A 19,763-nucleotide genomic window follows, 5' to 3' on the forward strand; every position below is an offset into this window, starting at 1 on the left:
CACAGGAGAACGTAATGCTAAGAAACTACCTTCTGGTTGCCCTGAGAAACCTCTACCGCAACAAGCTGTATTCCGCTATTGGCGTCATCGGGTTATCACTGGGAGTGACCTGCTGTCTGTTGAGCTTTCTCTACATTCGGCATGAGTTGTCCTTTGACCGCTTTCATGCCAACGGCGACAACATCTACCGACTGATCCAGACGGAGAGTGAAAGCCACTCAAGTTCTGCAGGCTCCTCCTCTACCTCGCCAATGCTGAGAGAGGCGGTGAAAACGGGCATATCGTCGGTAACGCAGGCCACACTGGTAACAGGTTCAGAGCATGTGGTTTCACGCGGCGCCAAGTCGTTCACCGAATCGGTGCTGAGTGTTGACAATGATTTCTTACAGATGTTCTCTTTCGAACTCCGTGGAGGTGACCCGGCCACAGCCCTTCTGGACCCGTCGTCGGTGGTGGTGACTGAAGACATTGCCCAAAAGTACTTCGGTTCAGGAGATCCGATCGGTGAAACCGTTACAATCCTATTGGGTGAAACCAACGTCGATCTAATTGTCTCGGCAATCATAGAAGCCGCCCCCGTTACTTCCAGTATTCAATACGATTGTCTCATCTCTGCATCGTTACTCAAACATACCATCCCTGAAGAAGTGACACAGAGTTGGACCAACGTGCTGGTCTCGACCTATGTTCAAATACCACCGGGCACCGATATTGGGTCGCTGGAAAGAGCCATGTCGTCACATATCACCGGCTTGGCGTCGAAAGACCATCCGGATTTACAACTCAGTTTTTCTCTCCAGCCGCTGGCCGACATCCACCTTGAGCCTCGCTACGAAGGCGAATCGATCTCCTCCACCGATCCAATCTACCATATTGTACTGTCAGCCATCGCTCTGGCGATCCTGACCATTGCCAGTATCAATTTCGTCACCTTATCGGTGGGACGTTCCAGCACTCGCACGCGCGAAGTCGGGTTGCGCAAAGTTCTGGGGGCTCGCCGCGGCCAACTCATGAAACAGTTCTGGGGTGAACCGCTCCTTTTGTGTGTCGCAGCCGGGATACTTGGTGTGGCCCTGACCGAAGGGTTTCTGCCGACCTTCAGTGAGCTGGCCCAAAGACAGTTATCGCTCGATCTTTTTACCGACTGGACAATCCTGCCCACTTTGCTGGCCGTGGTCTTAATTACGGCATTCCTGGCCGGAATCTATCCTGCCGCTTTGCTGTCACGATTGGCCCCAACAGACGCCATGCGCGGGACCGCTGCTTTCGGCGGGCGCCGCCGCATAATACAAACCCTGGTGGTGTCGCAGTTTGCGCTGTCTGTTTTTCTGATCCTCAGTACGTTGGTGATATCATCGCAATTGGATTTTGTCCGCAGCAGACCGTTGGGTTACGACAAGGATTACGTTGTGAGTGTGACCACCAACACAGAAGGCGAGGAGGCGGCCGACCTGGTCGCACGTTTCCGTAACGAGCTGGCGGGTCAACCGGGCATCGTTGACATTTCCGGATACTCGTATCCGTTCGGCCAGTCGTGGCTCTACGTCCGAATCCCCGACGAGGGTGGGACAACTGTTCTGATAGGAGAGGATGTAACCGGACCGGCCTTCTCCATCGCCGGCGACACGGCTGTCTACTTCTATCTGAATTGGATTGATCCATATTATATTCCGACCATGGGGATCAAGATGGTTGCCGGACGCAACTTTTCCCCGGACTATTCCTCAGACCAAAACGGAGCTATCCTGATCAATGAAACGGCAGCCAGACATTTGGGCCTTGATAACCCGGTTGGGCAGAAACTGCCGAAGGGTTTCAGCGATGCCACGATTGTGGGTGTGGTCGAGGACTTTCACTACTATCCACTGCACCGCAAGATCGATCCGCTGGTGTTTCACATGCCGCGACACGACAATCTGAGCAGCCTGTTTGAAATCGCGGTACGTGTTCGGTCGGACGATGTCCCGGCCACTCTTGCCCGCATCGAGAACGCCTGGGACCGTACCAGCAACGGCAAACCGTTTGCATACGAGTTTGTGGATGAGACCGTCGATCAACAATACGCAGACGAACGACGCTGGCGGGAAATCGTGCGCAATGCCTCAGCTCTGTCTATCCTGATCACCTGCCTGGGTCTGTTCGGACTGACCTCGCTGGCCGCAGCCAAACGGACCCGTGAAATCGGCATCCGCAAAGTGCTGGGTGCCACGGAGTCGAACATCGTTCGATTAGTCTCCAAGGAGTTCATTGTTCTCGCCGCTATCGGCATCGCCGTCGCCAGCCCGATAGGGTATCTTTCGTTAAGCCGATGGCTGGACAGGTTCGCCTATCATCCAAGTCTCGGTTGGGAGACCATTGCACTCGCGGGATCGGTTTCCCTGGCCATTGCTCTCACATCGGTGAGTGTTCAGGCGCTGAAAGCTGCCCGCGCCAATCCAGTAGACTCAATCAAGTATGAATAGAAACGGAGAACATCGTGGTCAAGAACTATCTGGTAATAGCCCTTAGAAACCTCTACCGCAACAAACTCTACACGGTGGTTAACCTGGTCGGGCTGGGTGTAGCCATGGCCTTGTGTGTTGGCGCCTACGTCAACTATGAGTTCGGCGCCGACTTTGACTCCTTTCATGAAAAGGCCGATCAAATCCACACGATAAACAGCTACCGCTTGGTGGACGGCAACCGTCAAAACTGGTCACTGACACCTGAGCCGATGGCCCCGGCCATGGCCTCGGAAATCCCGGGCATAAAGAACTGGAGCAGGGTAACACGCAGCGGCGGCATCATGCGCCATGAAGAACAAGTGTTCAACGAGACCTTCTACTACGTGGACGATGGTTTCTTTGACATGATCTCGTTTGACATTATATCCGGCACGGAGGATACCTTCGACGATCACGCCGGCATCATCATAACCGAGGACCTGGCTCAGAAATACTTTGGGAACGAAACCGCCGTCGGAAAACGCATGATTCTCTCGCCCGATGGACAACAAGAGTATGACTTCGTCGTCTACGGCGTCATGGCCAAGCCACCCAAGAACTCCTCGATGCAACCGAACGTACTCGTGCCTTACGCAAAGTCCGCCGACCTGCGGGAGCGTGATCTGACCAGTTGGGACCGATGGACTCGGGCCGTTCTGATTGAAACCGAACCGGGGGTCTCAATAGCATCGATCGAGACTCAATTGGATAGGTATCTTTCGCACACCAACGAAGCCAACCCGACTTTTGAAATGGCCGGGTTTTATGTTTCACCTCTGACCGAACTGGCCGAACACTCACGCAACGTCTACGGCGGCCCGTTCTGGCAGGGCATGCACCCGGCGGCAGTTTACGGCCCGACTGTCACCGCAATTCTCGTACTGCTGTTGGCCTGTTTTAACTTCATCAATACGTCAATCGCGTTTTCCTCAAGACGGCTCAAAGAGATCGGCATCCGCAAAGTCATCGGCGGGCAGCGCGGACAGTTGGTCAAGCAGTTCATAGGCGAAAACTTGTTGTTGTGCCTGGTCTCACTGGTCGTAGCCGCCGCTTTGGCCGAGGTGATCGTGCCTGCCTATTCCAGCCTCTGGCCGGATTTGGAACTGACCATGAACTATGCCGACAATCTGGGGTTAGTCGGCTTCCTGGTTGGATTACTCCTGTTCACCGGTCTCGCGGCGGGGGCTTATCCGGCCCTATACGTTAGCAAGTTCAACCCCGTGGCTATATTCAAGGGCAAGCAAAAACTGGGCGGCAACAACACCATCACCCGGATCCTACTAACTTTCCAGTTTGCTCTGGCCATGACGACTATCATTGCCGCGGTCGTTTACAGCAAGAACGCTGAGTTCATCCAAACTATGGAACTTGGTTTTGACCGAAACACCGTCTTACTCGTTCGCGTCTCCAACGAGACTGAATTTGAAATCATGCGCAACGCCGTGAAGGATCATCCGAAGATACTCAGCGTTGGTGGCACCGAACACTTGATGGGTTGGTCATTCGCCGCCGATGACGCCATTTATGAGGAAGAACGTCGGCGGGTCCATCTGTTCAATGTCGGCGAGAATCACTTTGAAACAATGGGCTTCACCCTGCTTGAGGGACGCACGTTCGATTCCGAACTCGCAATAGATTATGAGGAGGCAGTGATCGTCAACGAGCTGCTGGTCGAGGAGTTCGGATGGTCGTCCGCTCTCGACAAATACCTCACTTTTGAAATTACCGACAGTACCACCGAACAGTGCCGCGTGGTCGGCGTGGTCAAGAACTTCTATCCCAACGGCGTCGACTCGAAGCTGCGACCGACGGTAATGCGACTGGTGCGCCCGGAAGCGTACACCTTTCTGTCCGTAAAATCCGATCCCGCTACGACAACAGAGGTGGCTGGATTCGTTCAGGAGACCTTCACCCGTCTAATCCCCACTCGACCCTACGACGGCTTCTGGCAGGATGAAACGCTGGCTGATGAAACGCTGACCAACAACGCCATCCGACTTGTATTCCTCTGGATTGCCGGAATGGTTGTCATAATATCCGGTATGGGTCTTTTTGCGCTGGTGTCGCTGAAAATAGCACGCCGAACCAAGGAGCTTGGCATACGCAAGATTCTCGGCGCTACAATGATGAACATCAGTTACCTGATCTCCAGAGAGCTGTTAGTAATGATTACCCTCGGATGCATTCTGGCCTCCGGCCTGGGCTACTACCTGGTCGACGCCCTCTGTTCAAGCATCTGGACCTATTACACCGATTTCGGTGTGACGCCATACTTATCCTCCGGACTACTGGTCATGGGCGTGGCGGCACTGACGGTTGGCTTTCAAGTGTACCGAGTGTCCTCCAACAATCCAGTGGAGGCCATTCGAGACGAATGAACTCACGTCGCTGCCGGCGTCCGGACGGAGTTCCACTATCGAGCATCCGACACCGGACGCCGGTGGTAAAACCAAAACATTGATAGATGGACAACGACTTGAAAACCGCGTACCTTTAACCAAAGCGCAGGCCTCAAGATAGGACACAAGCCCATGATTTCACTGAAGAACATTTCCAAAGTTTATCGCGCCAAACCGTTCGACACCTGGGTCCTGCGTGGGATCGACCTTGAGATTGAAGCCGGTGAGTTCGTTACTATCATGGGACCCTCGGGCGCCGGTAAGTCGACGCTGTTGCACATCATTGGTATGCTCGACGCCGCTTCAGAAGGTGAGTACACTTTCATGGGCGAATCAGTGATGACCCTGAAGGAAAAAGAGCGGACCCATTTGTTTCAACAACACATTGGCTTCGTGTTTCAGAGTTATCATTTGATCGACGAGTTGAACGTTTACGAGAATCTCGACACGCCGCTCTTGTATCGCAAAGTCAAGGGAGCCGAGCGAAAGAGCCTGGTCTGCGACACTCTGGATAAGTTTCAGATAGTCGGCAAGAAGGATTTGTTCCCGAGCCAGTTGTCGGGCGGACAACAGCAACTGGTCGGGGTGGCCCGAGCGTTGATAGGTTCGCCCAGGTTGCTGCTGGCCGACGAACCGACCGGAAACCTGCATTCCTCGCAGGGCGAAGAGATCATGGAACTGTTCAAGAAGCTCAACGAGGAAGGTACGACGATCATTCAGGTGACGCACTCGGAGAAAAACGCCGCCTACGGCAATCGCATCATTCAATTGCACGACGGCTTGGTCAGCAAAGGATAGGGCCGCTCGGATTGGTGAAGGGCCTCTCACGGCTGGTCAATGATCAGGCGGAAACACGCTCCACAAGCACGGCCGTTCCATAACACAACACCTCGGTTACACCATCGGCAACTTCGGTGGCATCGTAGCGAACAGCCACCACGGCATTGCCACCCGACTCTTCGGCATGGGCCATCATCATCTCAAAAGCCTCGCCGCGTGTCTTTTCGCAAAGCTCGGTGAACAGGGTAATATTGCCACCAACAATCGTTTGCAGTGACGCACCCAATCGGCCAAAGATGGATCGCGACCGAACAGTGATGCCCCGAACCACGCCGAGAGATTTGGTTACTCGATAGCCTTCAAGCTCGAAAGTGGTGGTTGTCATGGCGATGTTCACAGGATATCTCCTTATATTGAATGTCACTAAAACGCTTATGTTAGCAGAGCGCGTCTAACGGATGGCGCGAAGGTCTAAGTACTCCTTGAAGACCCTGTCAATGTCCACCAGAGTGGTTATCTGAAACAGTTTCGGACGCAGCGTGGTGGCGCCGGGGAATCCCTTGGTGTACCAACCCAGGTAACGACGCATCTTTATCACGCCCCGCGTTTCGCCATATTCCTCTACCATCAGGAGTGCGTGCCTTTTTGCCGTTTCTATATGCTCGGCAATAGTCGGTTCGACCGGCAGTTCACCGGTTTCGACAAAATGATGCATCTGTCTGATGATATCCGGGTTACCCAGGGCGGCGCGGCCGATCATAACGCCGTCGCAGCCGGTCTCATCGAGCATTCTCCGTGCATCCTCCGGCGTGCTCACGTCGCCGTTGCCGATTACCGCTATATCAACCGCCTCTTTCAGCTTCTTAATAGCCGCCCAGTCGGCCTTACCGCTGAATCCTTTGGACCTGCTTCTTGCATGCAGGGTAATGGCAGCAGCGCCGCATTTCTGCGCGATTTGCCCAACCTCCCGATACACGGGACTGTCATCCCCCCATCCGGTGCGAATCTTGATACTCACCGGGGTGTCGCCGGCTCCTTCGACTGTGGCGGCGACAATCTCTTCAGTGAGCTTGAGGTCTTTCAGGACCGCCGCCCCCCCGTTCTTGTTGACGACTTTTTTGACCGGGCAGCCGAAATTTATGTCGACCATGTCCGGATCGAAATCGCCAACAGTGATTTCCGCCGCCATTCTCATAGTCTCCGGATTGGCCCCAAACAACTGGATACCCAGCGGCTGCTCATCATTGCCAAAGGCCATCATCGACCGGGTTTTTCCCTGGCTGCGGATCAATCCTTCCGAGGAGATCATCTCGGTGAAGGACATCGCCGCTCCGGCCTGAAGGGCCATAACTCTGAACGGTCGGTTGGATACACCGGCCAGTGGCGCACAAAGCACCCGACCATTCAGGTTCAGTTTTCCTATTCTCATGCCGACAATATAAACATGTGTCGGGTGTACGGCAAGACCGTGTGCCGAATTCCGGCTATGGACGGCCAAGTTTAAGACAGCACTAAGCTTAGGTAGAAAAAGCTCGGTCCATACACGAAAGGACTCTCACATGCCGGAGATTACTGTAAAATATGAAGACAAGGTCATTGAGCGAATCGTCACGGAGAAGAAGCGCATCTCAATCGGCCGTGGGAACGACAACGATATCGTCCTGGAGAATCGCGGCGTCTCGCGCCGACATGCCATGATCGAATTCAATGATAATGCCGCCGTTCTTATAGACAACGAGTCGCTCAACGGCACCTTTGTCAACAGCCGTAAAGTATCCGAAGAAGTGCTCCGCGATCAGGACGTCATCACCATCGGCAAGTACGCGCTGGTCTACAATACCGAGACCACCCATGAAGGCGCCGATGGAGCCAATTTCGACGGCACCATGGTCCTGAACACCAAGCAGCAGAAGAAAATGCTGGAGAATGATAAAATCGAGCGACAGATTGTCGAAAAGTATGGCGGTTCGGTCCTCCTGGGAATGGAGAATGCCGACTTTGCAGAGCATCGGCTCGATCGCGATGTGTCCACGATTGGGAAAGCCAAATTTGTTCATGTACGCGCCAAAGGTTTCTGGCTTTCCGGTATTCAGGCCAAAATCGTCATAGAAGGTCAGGTCTTCTCCATCTACAATCTCGGCAAACAGGGAAAACTTAAAGTCAACGGCGAACCAACCACTCAGTGTGTGCTGAAAAACGGCGATTTGATCTCGGTGGGCAAATCCACATTCAAATTCGTAGAAAGCAAAAGTTGATGAAGTACGGACTCATTTCCGACATACACGGTAACGTCGAAGCGCTACGGGCAGTGCTCTCGGATATCAAGAGACACCGGGTGGATAGTATCCACTGCCTGGGTGACGTTGTCGGCTACGGTGCCGATCCGACCGCCTGCTTGAAACTGGTCCTCGAAAACTGTGACACCAAACTCCTGGGCAATCATGAATATGCCGCCCTTGGTTTGCAGTCGTGTGACAACTTCAACGATGCGGCCAAAACCTCCACCGAATGGACCCAGCAAACGCTCGACGATGATTGGATTGCAGTCATGTCGGACTTCGCCGTTGATCGACCCATGGACGATATGTACCTGGTGCATGCATCACCGTTTGAACCTTCCGAGTGGCATTACATTCTCTCTGCGACGGATGCTATCAATGCTTTCGAGCATCTCAAACAGAGAATCGGTTTTTTCGGACATTCGCACATCCCGACCATACTCAGAGAAAAACCGGAAGGCCTGCCGAGCATTCAAACCGGCCACGACTTCACCGCCGACCCCGAAGGCAGATACCTTGTCAATGTAGGATCGGTAGGACAGCCGCGCGACAACGATCCCCGCGCCAGTTACGTTGTTTTTGATTCTGAAGAATTGGACATAGAATTCCATCGTGTCGAGTACGACATCGAGGCCGCCCAACACAAGATGAGCGAGGCGAATCTGCCGTCAACTTTGATCAGCCGCCTATCGGCAGGAATCTGAGAGGGATAAAACATGAGCAAGTATACATCATACGTGCTTTTTCTTCTGATCTCCATTTTCGTGGTGATCCTGTACGTTAATAACTTCGGACCCCTCCAGAGCTTGCAACAGACGGTGACCGATCTGCTGGTAACCATGACCACATCAGATAGTGAGCGCTCGAATGTCGTGCTGGTAACTATCGACGGTCGGGCCCAGGATGAATTTGGAACCTGGCCGTGGAATCGTGATCTGATCGCCGATCTACTGGCGGCAACAGCAACCGGCGAACCGAAGGTTATCGTGGCCGATTTTGACCTTAGCGAGGATGCCTTCCAGGATTCCGCCGGTTACACCGGTGTTTTGGCCGGGCAATTGTCATGGATGGAAAACGTAGTCCTGACCTACGATATCGCCCTGGCCACCTATCGCAGCAGTAAGACCAACAATCCAAAGCATCTGTTCAACCATTCACTGGCCGTTGAAAACCCGCTGGGGCTTATGGACGAAGACGCCAGCCTGCAGGTCCGGAAAGTGTTTCTGCCGGCTGAGAAACTCCTTGAGAATGACCCCTTACTCGGGTTCAACTACATCATGCCGGATGACGACCGTGTGCTCAGACATCAACCTCTGGTGATGAACTATGAAGGCTACTACTATCCGTCGACGTCGCTCCTTGCGGCCGCTGCTTTTCTGGATGTCAAGGCCGATGATGTCAGAATCACCGAAGGCAATCTGATCGAGGTCACCGGGCATGGCGCAATCCCGGTCAACAATTCCAGCGCCAGCTATATTCGACACCACCAAGCCAGCTCTTTCAAACACTTCTCAGCCTCCGATGTGCTGGGTGAGGGATTTGATTTCAGCCGGATAAAAGACAAGGTAGTACTGGTTACCCTGGATGATCCATCAATCACCGAGACGTTTCACACTCCCAAGGACGCTGTAACTCCCAAGTACCACATTACGGCCAGTGTGATCGATAACATTATTAGCCGGGACGTACTCAAAATCCAACATGGACGCACAGGCATGAACCTGATAGTTCTGTTCCTGCTTGGCGCCGTCTGTGCTTTTGTACTGCCCCAGGTATCGTTGCTCCATCGAATCATCATTTTGGTGAGTGGATTGATTATTCTGGGTAACATCAATTACTTTATGATCAGTTCGTTCAACATGGCTCCGACAACGGTTTTTATCGGCCTTGAGATATTGCTGTTCGTATTTGCCGCAGCTATCCTGGAAGCGGGATTTCTCAAGGGAACAGCCGAGGCAACACCGGACAAAGTCGCCAAAACATCCAAGCCCGTGGCGGCTCAGCCAACACCAATGGCTGCCGTTCCCGTCCGTGAGATCACCGCGGGCACCAACGATCAGGATAATCTGGAGACGGCCGTACTCAGCGTTGATAACGAGAAGGCACCCAGCATATCCGACCACCAAGCTATAGATATCGACACACCGGTCGATGAAACCAGCGCCACCCCGGCCATGGCCGAATCGGTGCCGCAATCGCAGGATCGCACCATCGATGCCGACATTCCCATAGCCGACACGGCCGCCCCCGAACCGGAGATAATCTCGCCACAGTCGACTGCTGAGGGGGATACTTTTGTGGAAGCCGAGCCACCATCTCCGACAATGGATACACCGCCATCCGGTATCATGGCGACGGAGTTGAAGAGTCTCGGACGCTATCAGATTACCGGCATTCTCGGCAAGGGCGCTATGGGCACCGTCTACCGCGGTGTCGATCCGGCCATTAACAGACCGGTCGCGCTCAAAACAATCAGACTCGATTTCGTCAGCGATCCGGAAGAAATGGCCGAACTCAAAGAACGCTTGCATCGCGAAGCCCAGGCGGCGGGGAAACTCTCGCATCCCAACATCGTGACCATCTACGACGTCGGCAGCGAGGGACACCTGCAATACATCGCCATGGAATACCTGGAAGGTCGTACCCTCGAAGACATGATCAAGAAAAAGACCAAGTTCAATTATCGGATCATTGCCGAGATTATCATGCAGATTTGTTCGGCCCTTGAGTACGCGCACCAACAGGGCATCGTCCATCGCGATATCAAACCGGCCAATATCATGATAACAAAAGACTACCGGGCCAAAGTCATGGATTACGGTATCGCCCGCGTTGAATCCAGTTCTATGACCAAAACCGGTATCGCCATGGGCACGCCCAACTACATGTCGCCCGAACAACTCAAAGGCCAGGCTTCGGATCAGCGAGCCGACTTGTTCAGCCTCGGTGTGGTTATGTATGAACTACTGCTGGGACGACGACCGTTCAAAGGCGAGAACATCACTTCGTTGATTTATTCGATTCTGCATCAGGAACCGCAGAAGCCGTCGAACATCAACCCGCAGGTGCCGTTGTTGTTCGATCGTATTGTCGACCGCGCGCTCAAAAAGAATGTGGATGAACGATACCAGAAGGCCACCGATGTCATGGGCGACCTGAAGGATTTCGTAGCAGCCTTCGCCGGTAAGGGTTGATCCCGCTGGAGTGCAGGTACACGCAAAAGCAAACAGCCGCTGTGACCTAAGTCGCAGCGGTTTATTTCACTGTGTCATCATGCACGCACCATAGTGTGCTCAATACTTCACCCTGAGCGGCGCCGAAGGGTGATTTGACTACGACTTGACCGTGTCACCCTGAGCGGAGTCGAAGGGTGAGTCAATAGCTGTAAACCCACCGCCAGTGGATGGTCGAATTCGCCCAGAAAGTGGTGCCGTCGTTTTGGCATCACTCCGATGACGCCAACCGGTCGTGATTCTCCCTATGGACTCAGCAAGATCCTCGGAAAACGAAGTAGAGGTTAAACCGATGAAGCAGTCGGTCAGAAGCCTGTTCTTGAGAATCATCTCGGCAAATAGTTCCTTCTTCCCAAAATAGTGAAACACATTCTTAAGGAAGTTTGCGATTTCGATCAGAGCGTGCTTTCTGAAGTTATTCCTCAGAAAAGAACCCGCGTTATAGTCTTCAAAGGCTCGCCATAACCCGTAGTTTATTCCATCTACAATGGAATCCGAGAAACCGAAGTAGAACAAGCTGTCGTTTATCCCTCTCATTGTCCCAATCATGTTACGCTGGTAAGGATCACGCAACCGGGTCGGCATGGGATATACAAAAGGGGTACAGGTGAATTCAATTGAACCATCAATCACGCTTCTCAAACGATTCCTGTAGTAATCTGCTACCACTCTATCCTCCAGATCACGCTTGGATAGAAGAACTATTGTGACGCTACTCCCGAGCCTTGCAGCATAACAATATGAGTCGGTGATGGAGCAAACATCAAAGAGCACGCTTTTGTCTGGAATCCTGCATTCAACATTGAACCGCCACCCATAGAGACAATAATCGAATTGACTAGCCCCGTTTCCCATTGCCAGAACCACCTCCTGATCTGAACCGGTGTCAGGGATCACAGCTGGCTGACTTTGGAACTTTGCTCCGAGTTGGGCTGCTACACTGTGTAACCTGCTATTAAAGGAGTTCCTCGTGTAGCCCTTCCGAGCGATTCGGAATCGGTCGCATGGGATCACATAACTCCCTTTATTGCTTAAACAGGTTACTTTGGAGGCAGATACAAAGGTAGTTTCCAATAGACTCTCGATCAGTAATTTGTCTGATTCACCTAAGACAAACACGTTGACATCATCGCTAACATCGCTCTGCTCAAAAGTGGTTCCACTCTGAAACTCGTCTATCACTGTAACATCATATCCTACCTTAAGCAAGGTGATTGCACATGATAGACCTGCAATACCACCGCCACATATAGTCACTTTACTCTTCATAGTTGACCTACGAGCTTTCCTTAGGGCCGTGGAGGGTCCCCTCAAACCTCAGTGTGATTATTTTTGAGTAAACGATGAATAAGTACACGAATACCAATATCAGTGAGGCCAAGGATATTCTGAAAATCCACTTCAGATACCACCGCACCTCTGAGACGCTCTGCCCATTTGGATTATCCAGTGAATACCTTACTATTGCTCGGATGACCTCTGGATGGTGCCCAATGCTCTGATTAAGCGAATATACAATTGCCTTTCTCTTCGTGGCGCCGGCGGTGTCAGACTCAGTCTTGGGGTAGTTCTGGAGTGCCCCTTCAACAAAAGGTGAGTCATTTGGTAAACTAACAAGATCTGCAATAACATCATCCTGATCTATAATCCTGCTATACTGCTCATCGATCTTGTGCAGGAAGAACAAGACAACTAAACAAATCGCTACAGCAAGAGTATGGGTAGTACCCCACAGAGCCCAATGAGTTTTTATTGTCTTCGTGTCCTTTATGAATTGCCTATCCACCCAACCTCTGACAAGCAATAGCACAAACAAGATTAGCATTAGCACCGCAATTGGCTCAACCTTGTCGACGTGTAGATAGTTCTCAGTCAGTTCATCCATGGAAAGATGAACCACTCCAGACAGACCGGTAATGAAGTCAGCATAATCACTCAGAAACGATGCCGATAACATAAATGTCCCGAGAATGAAGAAGATGTCAAAAAGGAAAATAAACAAAACGAGGTTGGGTGTAATGTTCGTGATGTAATCACCTTCATCTAACCTCAAGAAGGTCTCGATAATAGCTATAAAAAGTATGATCGAGATGAAAAGAAGGTAGCTTACACCTACTTTGAACGTAAACGGAATCGTGCTCAGAACGCTCGCCGCCACAATGGAGTAAAAAATGAGTCTAAAACTCAATAGCTTCTCGAATTTTCGAATGTCCTTCAGGGCCTCCTTTAGGGCATGCTTCAGATCGGCTTCCGCGACAACCTTCTTACCATTTCCTAGCTCGTCTTGGCTATCAGTTTTCATAGTCCCAAGTTTCCCCTTGCCATGCGTTATATCGTCTTATCCAGAATCTCTCCAGCGTCGCCTGCGAATTATAACCGTTGTGGCCGTATCAGGCATGGAAGCAAAATGCCCACCAACAGACAGCGGCAGGTAGATACCTCCGCATCTCTCCCATCCAGTTCCCAACTGACTAGTCTTTCTCCTCGTCGGTAGTCAGGATATCTTCGACCAAAGACATAGCCACACCGGAAAGCATGGCCTCAACACCGAGTTGTGTAAAGTCGGACGAAATCAAGTCGCGGTGCATGCCGCCGTACAACGAACAGGATGCGCCGCGCTCTACCACCAAACCGGAAAGTTGGGCCGGTTTCTCAGACACGAAAGTAACCTCGCCAAGTTCCTCCGAGGTTACATAGCCGGTGCAATTGTGCAGCTGCAGATGCGAGTTGCCGGTGTACACCACCACCAACATCCCACGCGCTTTTCCCAGAGTCACCTCGGGGTAGATTTGCAGGACCAGAGTCCGTCGCTCTTCTTCGTTATTCAACTTGAGACGATAATGATCGGACTCGAAACTGACCGACTCAGCAGCCAGCACCTCACCGATTTTGTCGGCATCACTCTGGGCGAAGTTAGCACTCATATGAATTAGACAACAGCTTTTTGCTTATTCAGGTTTCTTGTTACTATCCGTACTCGGTGGCGGATCCACCCTCGGCGCCGGCGGGCTTTTGGGCGCCTCATCGAGCGAGCCTTTCAGTTCATCGGTCGTTTCCTTGACCGACTTCTTAAACTCTCTAATCCCCTTACCCAGCCCGGAGGCGATCTCCGGCAACCTTTTGGCGCCAAACAACAAGAGAACCGCCACAAATATCAGCAATAATTCGGGCCAACCCAGGCCAAACATGGTACACCTCTTAAGTTTTCAGCCGGTCTACAAGTACCACCATCGGAAATAGACTATCACCAACAACAGTACCAGCATCGACATGAAGTTTATCTTCAAGGTCAACCCAAAGGTAAATGAAATTGCGTAAAAATCAACCTTAAAGGTATCGCATCCGATCTCAATCGACTTGGTAAACAACGTCTTGGCCGCGCCCGGGGGGAGAAATGTCCCTATGATATCACCAACCAAACCGCCGACTACGGCGCCAAGTAGGAGAGCGACAATTATAAATGTCAACTCGCGCCGTTTCATTTGCTTCCCGCCTCGGCCATCTGAGCGCAGGCCGCCCTGACCGATCCAAATATTTCAAGCCCGTCGGTGGAGCCAATCAGTTCTTCCACCGCCCGCTCTGGATGCGGCATCATGCCCAGAACGTTTCCTTCACGGTTAAGGATACCGGCAATGTTGTTCAACGATCCGTTCGGATTGGCTTCATCGGTCACCTTCCCCGCCCGGTCACAATACCTGAGAAGCACTTGCCCGTTGTCCTCCAACTCACGAATCCGATCATCGTGGAAGTAGTAGTTTCCTTCACCGTGCGCTATCGGAATCTTGAGCACCGCGCCCACGGCGCTTTCACAGGTAAACCGGCTGTCCGAGTTTTCGACCCGCAGGTAAACGAACTTACAACTGAAACGGAGATGCCGATTGCGAAGTAAGGCGCCGGGCAGCAATCCGCATTCGGTCAGCACTTGAAAGCCGTTGCAAATACCCAGCACCAAACCGCCTGCATGGGCGAACTTTATGACCTCTTCCATGATGGGCGAAAAGCGTGCGATAGCTCCGGCCCGCAAATAGTCTCCGTAGGCGAATCCACCCGGCAGAACCACCATGTCGCATCCGGCCAGGTCGGTCGATTGGTGCCACAGAAACTCCACCTCCTCTTTGAGGATATGCCTGACCGCCGAGTAAGAATCGTAGTCACAGTTTGAGCCGGGAAATGTTACTACGCCTACCTTCACTACATTTTCTCCACCACGTAATTCTCGATCACCGGATTCGCCAAGAGCTTGGAGCAAACTTCATCGATCTTACGCTCGACATCACCGCTTGAGGCATCGATCTCAAGCTCAAAGAAACGCCCTGACCGAACCGACACAAAATCATCGTATCCCATCTGCAGAAGCGCTTTGTGAATTGTCACACCCTGGGGGTCCAGGACTCCCTCCTTGAGTTTCACGTAGACAACAGCTTTTTTGTTCTCACTCATCCTGATTGTTCCTGTCATTTCGACGTCTGGGGTATGGTCTTCCGGTTACTTTTTCTATACTCTTGCCGAACAGCCGGACGAGCTCCCTTACTATTCCGAACAATATATAGGCGGCGCCGAGCGGAAACAACAATAGTCTTGGACTGAAAAGTATGGCCGCCGAAGCGATGATGAGCGCGATGAGTTTGATACGGTTCTCTCGGCTACCGAAGTTTTCCGGCAGTGCGTCGTAACGCACTTGCGACACCATCAGGAAGGCAAACAGGATTATCATCGACACCAGGATGCGATCATACTGTAACTCACCCCATAAGTCAAAACAGAATATAATGTAGGATACTATTACCACTGCCGGGACCGGTACCGCCAGACCGACAAAGTCTTTCTTTTCCTCGGTTTCGGCCAACAGATTGAACCTGGCCAACCGGTAAGCAGCCGCCATGATGTAGACAACTGAGACCAGCCAACCCCATTTGCCCAGGTCATTCAGTTTGATTGCATAGACCACTACCGCCGGGGCTACCCCAAAGGACAGAAAATCGGCCAACGAGTCCAGCTCGACCCCGAACCTTGAGGAACTACCGCTCAGCCGCGCCACCTTCCCGTCGAGTGCATCAAGAAAAGCGGCCAGAATTATCAGCCAGCAGGCGGTTGTAATATTCCCCTCAAAGGAGGACAGGATGGCCAGGAATCCACAGACAACATTGCCCATGGTGAATGTGCCCGGGAAAATGCCTTTATAGTTCGACATTGTGCGCCTGTGATGAGTCACTGAGATCAGTCCCCATGGCCTCGACCAGCTTGCCGATAACAGTGGCTCCACCCTTGACATGATCTCCCTCGGCGACCAGAATTTTCGAATCTATCGGCACAAGCAGTTCGGTACGCGAGCCGAATTTGATCAGACCGAAGCGCGCCCCGGTTGTTACCTGGTCATCCGGGTGCAACCGGCAAACTATCCGCCGGGCGATGAGTCCGGCAATCTGTTTCACGATCAAATGCTGCCCCGTTGGTGTGGTCATGCCGATCTCGGTATGTTCGTTCTCATCGGACGCCTTGTCCAAAAACGCTTTGAAGAACTTGCCCGGATTGTACTTGACGTAATCTATAGAGCCCGTGCAGGGGATACGATTCACATGAACATCAAAGACGGACAAGAAAATCGAGACCTTCCAGGCAGGGCCGCCGATGAAATCATGATGCTCTATTTTCTCCACGCTGAGAATGCGCCCATCAGCGGGCGACACCAGCATACCGGGTTCGCCGTCGAAATTACGGGCCGGATCGCGGAAGAAAAACACGGTGAAAACTGTCAGCAATGCGAACAGCGCGGCTGCACAGGCCAGGATTCGACTGTCGAACCGCGAGGCCAGCAGCAGAACCACGACCGTGAGACAGAGCATGATGAAAATAATTGAGAGACCTTCTCGTACAATCATCGGCCGAATACCCGTTTGAAAATCGCATCGACGTTGCGCATATAGTGTTCCAATTCAAAGCAGTTGTCTATGTCATCCTTGCTGAGGTATTTGCTGATCTCAGAGTCGTTCTCGACGTTCTCTCGAAACAGGCCGTGACCTTCCGCCGCGGCCATGGCATGCCGCTGCACCATTCGGTACGCCTTGTCACGCGAGCCGACCGGTCCGGTCAGTTTCAAGAGCAGTCGCTGCGAAAACACCAGGCCGCCGCCATAGTAAACATTCTCAAGCATACGTTTCTTATCTACGACCAAACCCTGCAATAGATCGACAAACTTTTGCAGACCATAATCGCTGATGATCGTGGCGTCCGGAAGTATCACCCGCTCCACCGAAGAATGAGCGATATCCCGCTCATGCCACAGCGGCACATTCTCCATGGCGGATAATGCATAACCGCGTAACAATCGGGCGATCCCGGTGATGCGCTCGGCCGTTATCGGGTTCTTCTTGTGTGGCATGGCCGATGAACCCTTTTGACCTTTGGTGAATCCTTCGGCCATTTCTCCAATCTCGGTGCGCTGGAGATTACGTATCTCCGTCGCAAACTTCTCAAGCGACGAACCCAGCAAAGCCAGTGAAGTCAGATACTCGGCATGGCGATCCCGTTGAATCACCTGTGTCGACACCTCGGCCGGGCGTAGCTTAAGTCGGCGACAGAGGTCGGCTTCGATCTTTGGGTCTACGTTGGCGAAATTACCCACCGCACCTGAAATCATGCCGACAGCGACACCGTCGGCCGCTGCCTTGAAGGCAAGTCGCCGTCGGCTCAGCTCGGTATACCAAACGGCGAATTTCAAACCGACGGAGGTAGGCTCGGCCAGAACTCCGTGAGTACGTCCGATGCACGGCGTTTTGCGAAACTTGAGGCTAAGTGCTTTGATCAGTTTTAGCGCTTGAGCAATCTTTTTGTCGATAAGGGCGGAGGCGCGCTTGAGCGTTAACGACAGGGCCGTGTCCAACATGTCGGAAGATGTCATGCCGAAATGCAGGTATTTTGCCTCCTGACCGACGAATTCTGACACCGATGTCAGAAAAGCAATAACGTCGTGATTGACTTCGGCTTCGATTTCGTTGATGCGATCTACATCGAAGGCAGCCTTCTTCTCGATAACTTTCGCCGCCTTGGCCGGAATCACTTTGTGCCGAGCCATAGCCAGGGCTGCCTCCACCTCGACTTCCAGCCATGTCCCAAATTTCGCTTCATCGGTCCAGAGCGCTCCCATCTCCGGCAATGTGTATCTTTCGATCATCAGCCCTGCGGCACTTTCTTCGCGTCAGCGAGAAACTTGTCAAGACCTATGTCGGTCAATGGATGCTTGATCAGTTTTGTGATTACATCGTAAGGCATGGTGATTACATCGGCACCCATCATAGCCGACTCGACTACATGCATGGGGTGACGCGAAGAGGCCACCAGCACTTCTGTTTCAAAATCATAGTTGCGGTATATGGTCAGGATTTTTCCGATGAGATCCATGCCGTCGGAGGATATGTCATCGAGCCGACCGACAAACGGCGAGACGAAACCAGCCCCCGCCTTGGCCACCAATAGCGCCTGCGAGGCCGAGAAGACAAGCGTGGCGTTGGTAGTGATGCCGCGTTCTGTCAGGGTGCGAATCGTTTTCAAACCTTCGAGGATTGTAGGTATCTTAACGACGATATTGTCGGCAATGGCCGCGAGTTCATCGGCCTCTTTAAGCATCCCGTCGTGATCGGTCGCGAATACTTCCGCCGAAACCGGTCCGGGAACAACTTTGCAGATTTGCGCGAGCAGTTCGCGATAGGGCGTACTCTCTTTGGCGGCCAGCGAGGGGTTGGTTGTAACGCCGTCCAGCACCCCCATCGATGCAGCCGCTTTGATTTCATCGAGATTAGCGGTGTCAATAAAGAACTTCATCAGGCCTTTCCTTCGTCATATCCGACCGAGACCAGGTACAACCCGGCGGCCGGAGCAGTGAACACAACGCGATCGCAAGAAGCGTTTTCCATGATATCCTCGAACGCGTCCAATGTCAAGTTTTGCTTGTTGTCGTCAGGTTTAACACGAGCCAGATTGACCATCGTGGCCACCAGCCCCCGGACCATGTGGTGAAGGAACCGATTTCCCCTGACTTCATAGATCATCAAGTCACCCCAAAAAAACCAGCGCGAGTACTCAATAGTGCAACGATTGTCCTCTTTAAGCGAGGAAGTCACGCAGAACGGGCTAAAATCATGCTCACCGACAATCATTGCCGCTGCCTGATTCAATAGTGAACTGTCCATCAGGTGTGGATGATCCCACCTTTGATGTCTGTACAGAGCCGAACGCTTGGTACCCAACAGATAGCGATAGCGCCTGCGCCGAGCGTCGAATCGGGCGTGAAACTCCAAAGGGACTTCCAGGGCTTCTCTGATGACAATGTCATCGTCGAGGTGGTGGTTGAGCGCCGCGCGGTATTTTTCAATTGGCAGGTGGTGATCGATATGGAAATTGGCCACCTGTCCCAGGGCATGAACACCGGCATCGGTACGCCCAGCCCCGATCAGGCGGACATCCTGGCCGGTAATCTTTTTTATAGCCTCGGTGATTTCGCCCTGCACCGAGCGCACGTTCGCCTGCATCTGCCATCCCGCGTAGCTGGTGCCCTCATATTCGATTTTCAGCCTGACATTCTGCTCAGCCATC

General features: G+C 52.5%; 20 protein-coding genes. 6 read left to right on the plus strand and 14 right to left on the minus strand.

Going from position 1 to position 19,763, the window contains the following annotated elements; genetic code table 11:
* Window positions 1-14 precede the first annotated feature (14 nt).
* From OEV49_09755 to OEV49_09765, 3 genes are all read left to right on the plus strand, one after another.
* On the plus strand, window positions 15-2,462 hold the full coding sequence (locus OEV49_09755; GenBank protein ID MDH3891355.1) for an ABC transporter permease: 2,448 nt from the start codon (window positions 15-17) through the stop codon (window positions 2,460-2,462).
* Between the two features lie 14 nt (window positions 2,463-2,476).
* Window positions 2,477-4,861 carry an ABC transporter permease gene (locus OEV49_09760; GenBank protein MDH3891356.1) on the plus strand — a complete coding sequence of 795 codons (2,385 nt, stop codon included), beginning with the start codon at window positions 2,477-2,479 and terminating at the stop codon, window positions 4,859-4,861.
* A 153-nt stretch (window positions 4,862-5,014) separates the two neighbouring features.
* Window positions 5,015-5,680 (plus strand): ABC transporter ATP-binding protein, encoded by a 666-nt coding sequence (locus OEV49_09765; GenBank protein MDH3891357.1) that lies wholly within the window; start codon window positions 5,015-5,017, stop codon window positions 5,678-5,680.
* Window positions 5,681-5,723: 43 nt separating this feature from the next.
* Here OEV49_09765 and OEV49_09770 read toward each other — a convergent pair whose 3' ends face one another.
* Together OEV49_09770 and dusB are read right to left on the minus strand one after the other, a co-directional pair.
* A complete protein-coding gene (locus tag OEV49_09770) occupies window positions 5,724-6,047 on the minus strand; it encodes a YbjQ family protein (GenBank protein MDH3891358.1) in 324 nt (107 codons plus the stop codon).
* A gap of 66 nt (window positions 6,048-6,113) precedes the next feature.
* On the minus strand, window positions 6,114-7,091 hold the full coding sequence (gene dusB / locus OEV49_09775; GenBank protein MDH3891359.1) for a tRNA dihydrouridine synthase DusB: 978 nt from the start codon (window positions 7,089-7,091) through the stop codon (window positions 6,114-6,116).
* 130 nt (window positions 7,092-7,221) lie between these two features.
* On the opposite strand from dusB, the gene OEV49_09780 reads away from it, so the two are divergent.
* The 3 genes from OEV49_09780 to OEV49_09790 are packed head-to-tail and all read left to right on the plus strand — an operon-like array spanning window position 7,222 to window position 11,135.
* Window positions 7,222-7,917, plus strand: a complete 696-nt coding sequence (locus OEV49_09780; protein ID MDH3891360.1) for an FHA domain-containing protein — start codon at window positions 7,222-7,224, stop codon at window positions 7,915-7,917.
* Window positions 7,917-8,645 (plus strand): metallophosphatase family protein, encoded by a 729-nt coding sequence (locus tag OEV49_09785; protein ID MDH3891361.1) that lies wholly within the window; start codon window positions 7,917-7,919, stop codon window positions 8,643-8,645. Before OEV49_09780 ends, OEV49_09785 begins: the two co-directional genes overlap by 1 nt.
* Before the next feature lie 12 nt (window positions 8,646-8,657).
* Window positions 8,658-11,135 (plus strand): protein kinase, encoded by a 2,478-nt coding sequence (locus OEV49_09790; protein MDH3891362.1) that lies wholly within the window; start codon window positions 8,658-8,660, stop codon window positions 11,133-11,135.
* 138 nt (window positions 11,136-11,273) lie between these two features.
* On the opposite strand, the gene OEV49_09795 is transcribed toward OEV49_09790, so the two are convergent.
* The 12 genes from OEV49_09795 to truA all read right to left on the minus strand — a co-directional run bounded on the left by OEV49_09795 (window position 11,274) and on the right by truA (window position 19,762).
* Window positions 11,274-12,443, minus strand: coding sequence for an FAD-binding oxidoreductase (locus OEV49_09795; GenBank protein ID MDH3891363.1), 1,170 nt, complete (start codon window positions 12,441-12,443; stop codon window positions 11,274-11,276).
* Between the two features lie 7 nt (window positions 12,444-12,450).
* On the minus strand, window positions 12,451-13,476 hold the full coding sequence (locus OEV49_09800; GenBank protein MDH3891364.1) for a hypothetical protein: 1,026 nt from the start codon (window positions 13,474-13,476) through the stop codon (window positions 12,451-12,453).
* A 169-nt stretch (window positions 13,477-13,645) separates the two neighbouring features.
* A complete protein-coding gene (locus OEV49_09805) occupies window positions 13,646-14,098 on the minus strand; it encodes a hypothetical protein (protein MDH3891365.1) in 453 nt (150 codons plus the stop codon).
* Between the two features lie 24 nt (window positions 14,099-14,122).
* Window positions 14,123-14,362, minus strand: a complete 240-nt coding sequence (locus OEV49_09810) for a twin-arginine translocase TatA/TatE family subunit (GenBank protein ID MDH3891366.1) — start codon at window positions 14,360-14,362, stop codon at window positions 14,123-14,125.
* Between the two features lie 27 nt (window positions 14,363-14,389).
* A complete protein-coding gene (locus OEV49_09815; protein ID MDH3891367.1) occupies window positions 14,390-14,656 on the minus strand; it encodes a DUF4321 domain-containing protein in 267 nt (88 codons plus the stop codon).
* Window positions 14,653-15,366, minus strand: coding sequence for a phosphoribosylformylglycinamidine synthase subunit PurQ (gene purQ, locus OEV49_09820; GenBank protein ID MDH3891368.1), 714 nt, complete (start codon window positions 15,364-15,366; stop codon window positions 14,653-14,655). Before purQ ends, OEV49_09815 begins: the two co-directional genes overlap by 4 nt.
* Window positions 15,366-15,614, minus strand: coding sequence for a phosphoribosylformylglycinamidine synthase subunit PurS (gene purS / locus OEV49_09825; GenBank protein ID MDH3891369.1), 249 nt, complete (start codon window positions 15,612-15,614; stop codon window positions 15,366-15,368). Before purS ends, purQ begins: the two co-directional genes overlap by 1 nt.
* Window positions 15,607-16,365, minus strand: a complete 759-nt coding sequence (gene pssA, locus OEV49_09830) for a CDP-diacylglycerol--serine O-phosphatidyltransferase (GenBank protein ID MDH3891370.1) — start codon at window positions 16,363-16,365, stop codon at window positions 15,607-15,609. The genes purS and pssA overlap by 8 nt, the downstream gene beginning before the upstream one ends.
* Window positions 16,352-17,053 (minus strand): phosphatidylserine decarboxylase family protein, encoded by a 702-nt coding sequence (locus tag OEV49_09835; protein MDH3891371.1) that lies wholly within the window; start codon window positions 17,051-17,053, stop codon window positions 16,352-16,354. The genes pssA and OEV49_09835 overlap by 14 nt, the downstream gene beginning before the upstream one ends.
* Entirely contained in the window at window positions 17,050-18,345 is a 1,296-nt protein-coding gene (purB, locus tag OEV49_09840) for an adenylosuccinate lyase (GenBank protein MDH3891372.1), read from the minus strand. The genes OEV49_09835 and purB overlap by 4 nt, the downstream gene beginning before the upstream one ends.
* Entirely contained in the window at window positions 18,345-18,992 is a 648-nt protein-coding gene (gene fsa, locus OEV49_09845) for a fructose-6-phosphate aldolase (GenBank protein ID MDH3891373.1), read from the minus strand. Before fsa ends, purB begins: the two co-directional genes overlap by 1 nt.
* On the minus strand, window positions 18,992-19,762 hold the full coding sequence (truA, locus tag OEV49_09850; GenBank protein MDH3891374.1) for a tRNA pseudouridine(38-40) synthase TruA: 771 nt from the start codon (window positions 19,760-19,762) through the stop codon (window positions 18,992-18,994). The genes fsa and truA overlap by 1 nt, the downstream gene beginning before the upstream one ends.
* Window position 19,763: the final 1 nt, after the last annotated feature.

The organism is Candidatus Zixiibacteriota bacterium, assembly GCA_029860345.1.
Lineage (GTDB): Bacteria > Zixibacteria > MSB-5A5 > GN15 > FEB-12 > JAJRTA01.

Excerpts from the sequence above, each read along its gene's own strand:
- pssA (MDH3891370.1), bottom strand. The coding sequence starts at position 16,365 with ATGTCGAACTATAAAGGCATTTTCCCGGGCACATTCACCATGGGCAAT.
- OEV49_09785 (MDH3891361.1), top strand. The coding sequence starts at position 7,917 with ATGAAGTACGGACTCATTTCCGACATACACGGTAACGTCGAAGCGCTA.
- dusB (MDH3891359.1), bottom strand. The coding sequence starts at position 7,091 with ATGAGAATAGGAAAACTGAACCTGAATGGTCGGGTGCTTTGTGCGCCA.
- purB (MDH3891372.1), bottom strand. The coding sequence starts at position 18,345 with ATGATCGAAAGATACACATTGCCGGAGATGGGAGCGCTCTGGACCGAT.
- OEV49_09790 (MDH3891362.1), top strand. The coding sequence starts at position 8,658 with ATGAGCAAGTATACATCATACGTGCTTTTTCTTCTGATCTCCATTTTC.
- OEV49_09780 (MDH3891360.1), top strand. The coding sequence starts at position 7,222 with ATGCCGGAGATTACTGTAAAATATGAAGACAAGGTCATTGAGCGAATC.
- OEV49_09755 (MDH3891355.1), top strand. The coding sequence starts at position 15 with ATGCTAAGAAACTACCTTCTGGTTGCCCTGAGAAACCTCTACCGCAAC.
- OEV49_09810 (MDH3891366.1), bottom strand. The coding sequence starts at position 14,362 with ATGTTTGGCCTGGGTTGGCCCGAATTATTGCTGATATTTGTGGCGGTT.
- fsa (MDH3891373.1), bottom strand. The coding sequence starts at position 18,992 with ATGAAGTTCTTTATTGACACCGCTAATCTCGATGAAATCAAAGCGGCT.
- OEV49_09805 (MDH3891365.1), bottom strand. The coding sequence starts at position 14,098 with ATGAGTGCTAACTTCGCCCAGAGTGATGCCGACAAAATCGGTGAGGTG.
- OEV49_09795 (MDH3891363.1), bottom strand. The coding sequence starts at position 12,443 with ATGAAGAGTAAAGTGACTATATGTGGCGGTGGTATTGCAGGTCTATCA.
- OEV49_09835 (MDH3891371.1), bottom strand. The coding sequence starts at position 17,053 with ATGATTGTACGAGAAGGTCTCTCAATTATTTTCATCATGCTCTGTCTC.
- OEV49_09800 (MDH3891364.1), bottom strand. The coding sequence starts at position 13,476 with ATGAAAACTGATAGCCAAGACGAGCTAGGAAATGGTAAGAAGGTTGTC.
- purS (MDH3891369.1), bottom strand. The coding sequence starts at position 15,614 with ATGAGTGAGAACAAAAAAGCTGTTGTCTACGTGAAACTCAAGGAGGGA.
- OEV49_09770 (MDH3891358.1), bottom strand. The coding sequence starts at position 6,047 with ATGACAACCACCACTTTCGAGCTTGAAGGCTATCGAGTAACCAAATCT.
- truA (MDH3891374.1), bottom strand. The coding sequence starts at position 19,762 with ATGGCTGAGCAGAATGTCAGGCTGAAAATCGAATATGAGGGCACCAGC.
- OEV49_09815 (MDH3891367.1), bottom strand. The coding sequence starts at position 14,656 with ATGAAACGGCGCGAGTTGACATTTATAATTGTCGCTCTCCTACTTGGC.
- OEV49_09765 (MDH3891357.1), top strand. The coding sequence starts at position 5,015 with ATGATTTCACTGAAGAACATTTCCAAAGTTTATCGCGCCAAACCGTTC.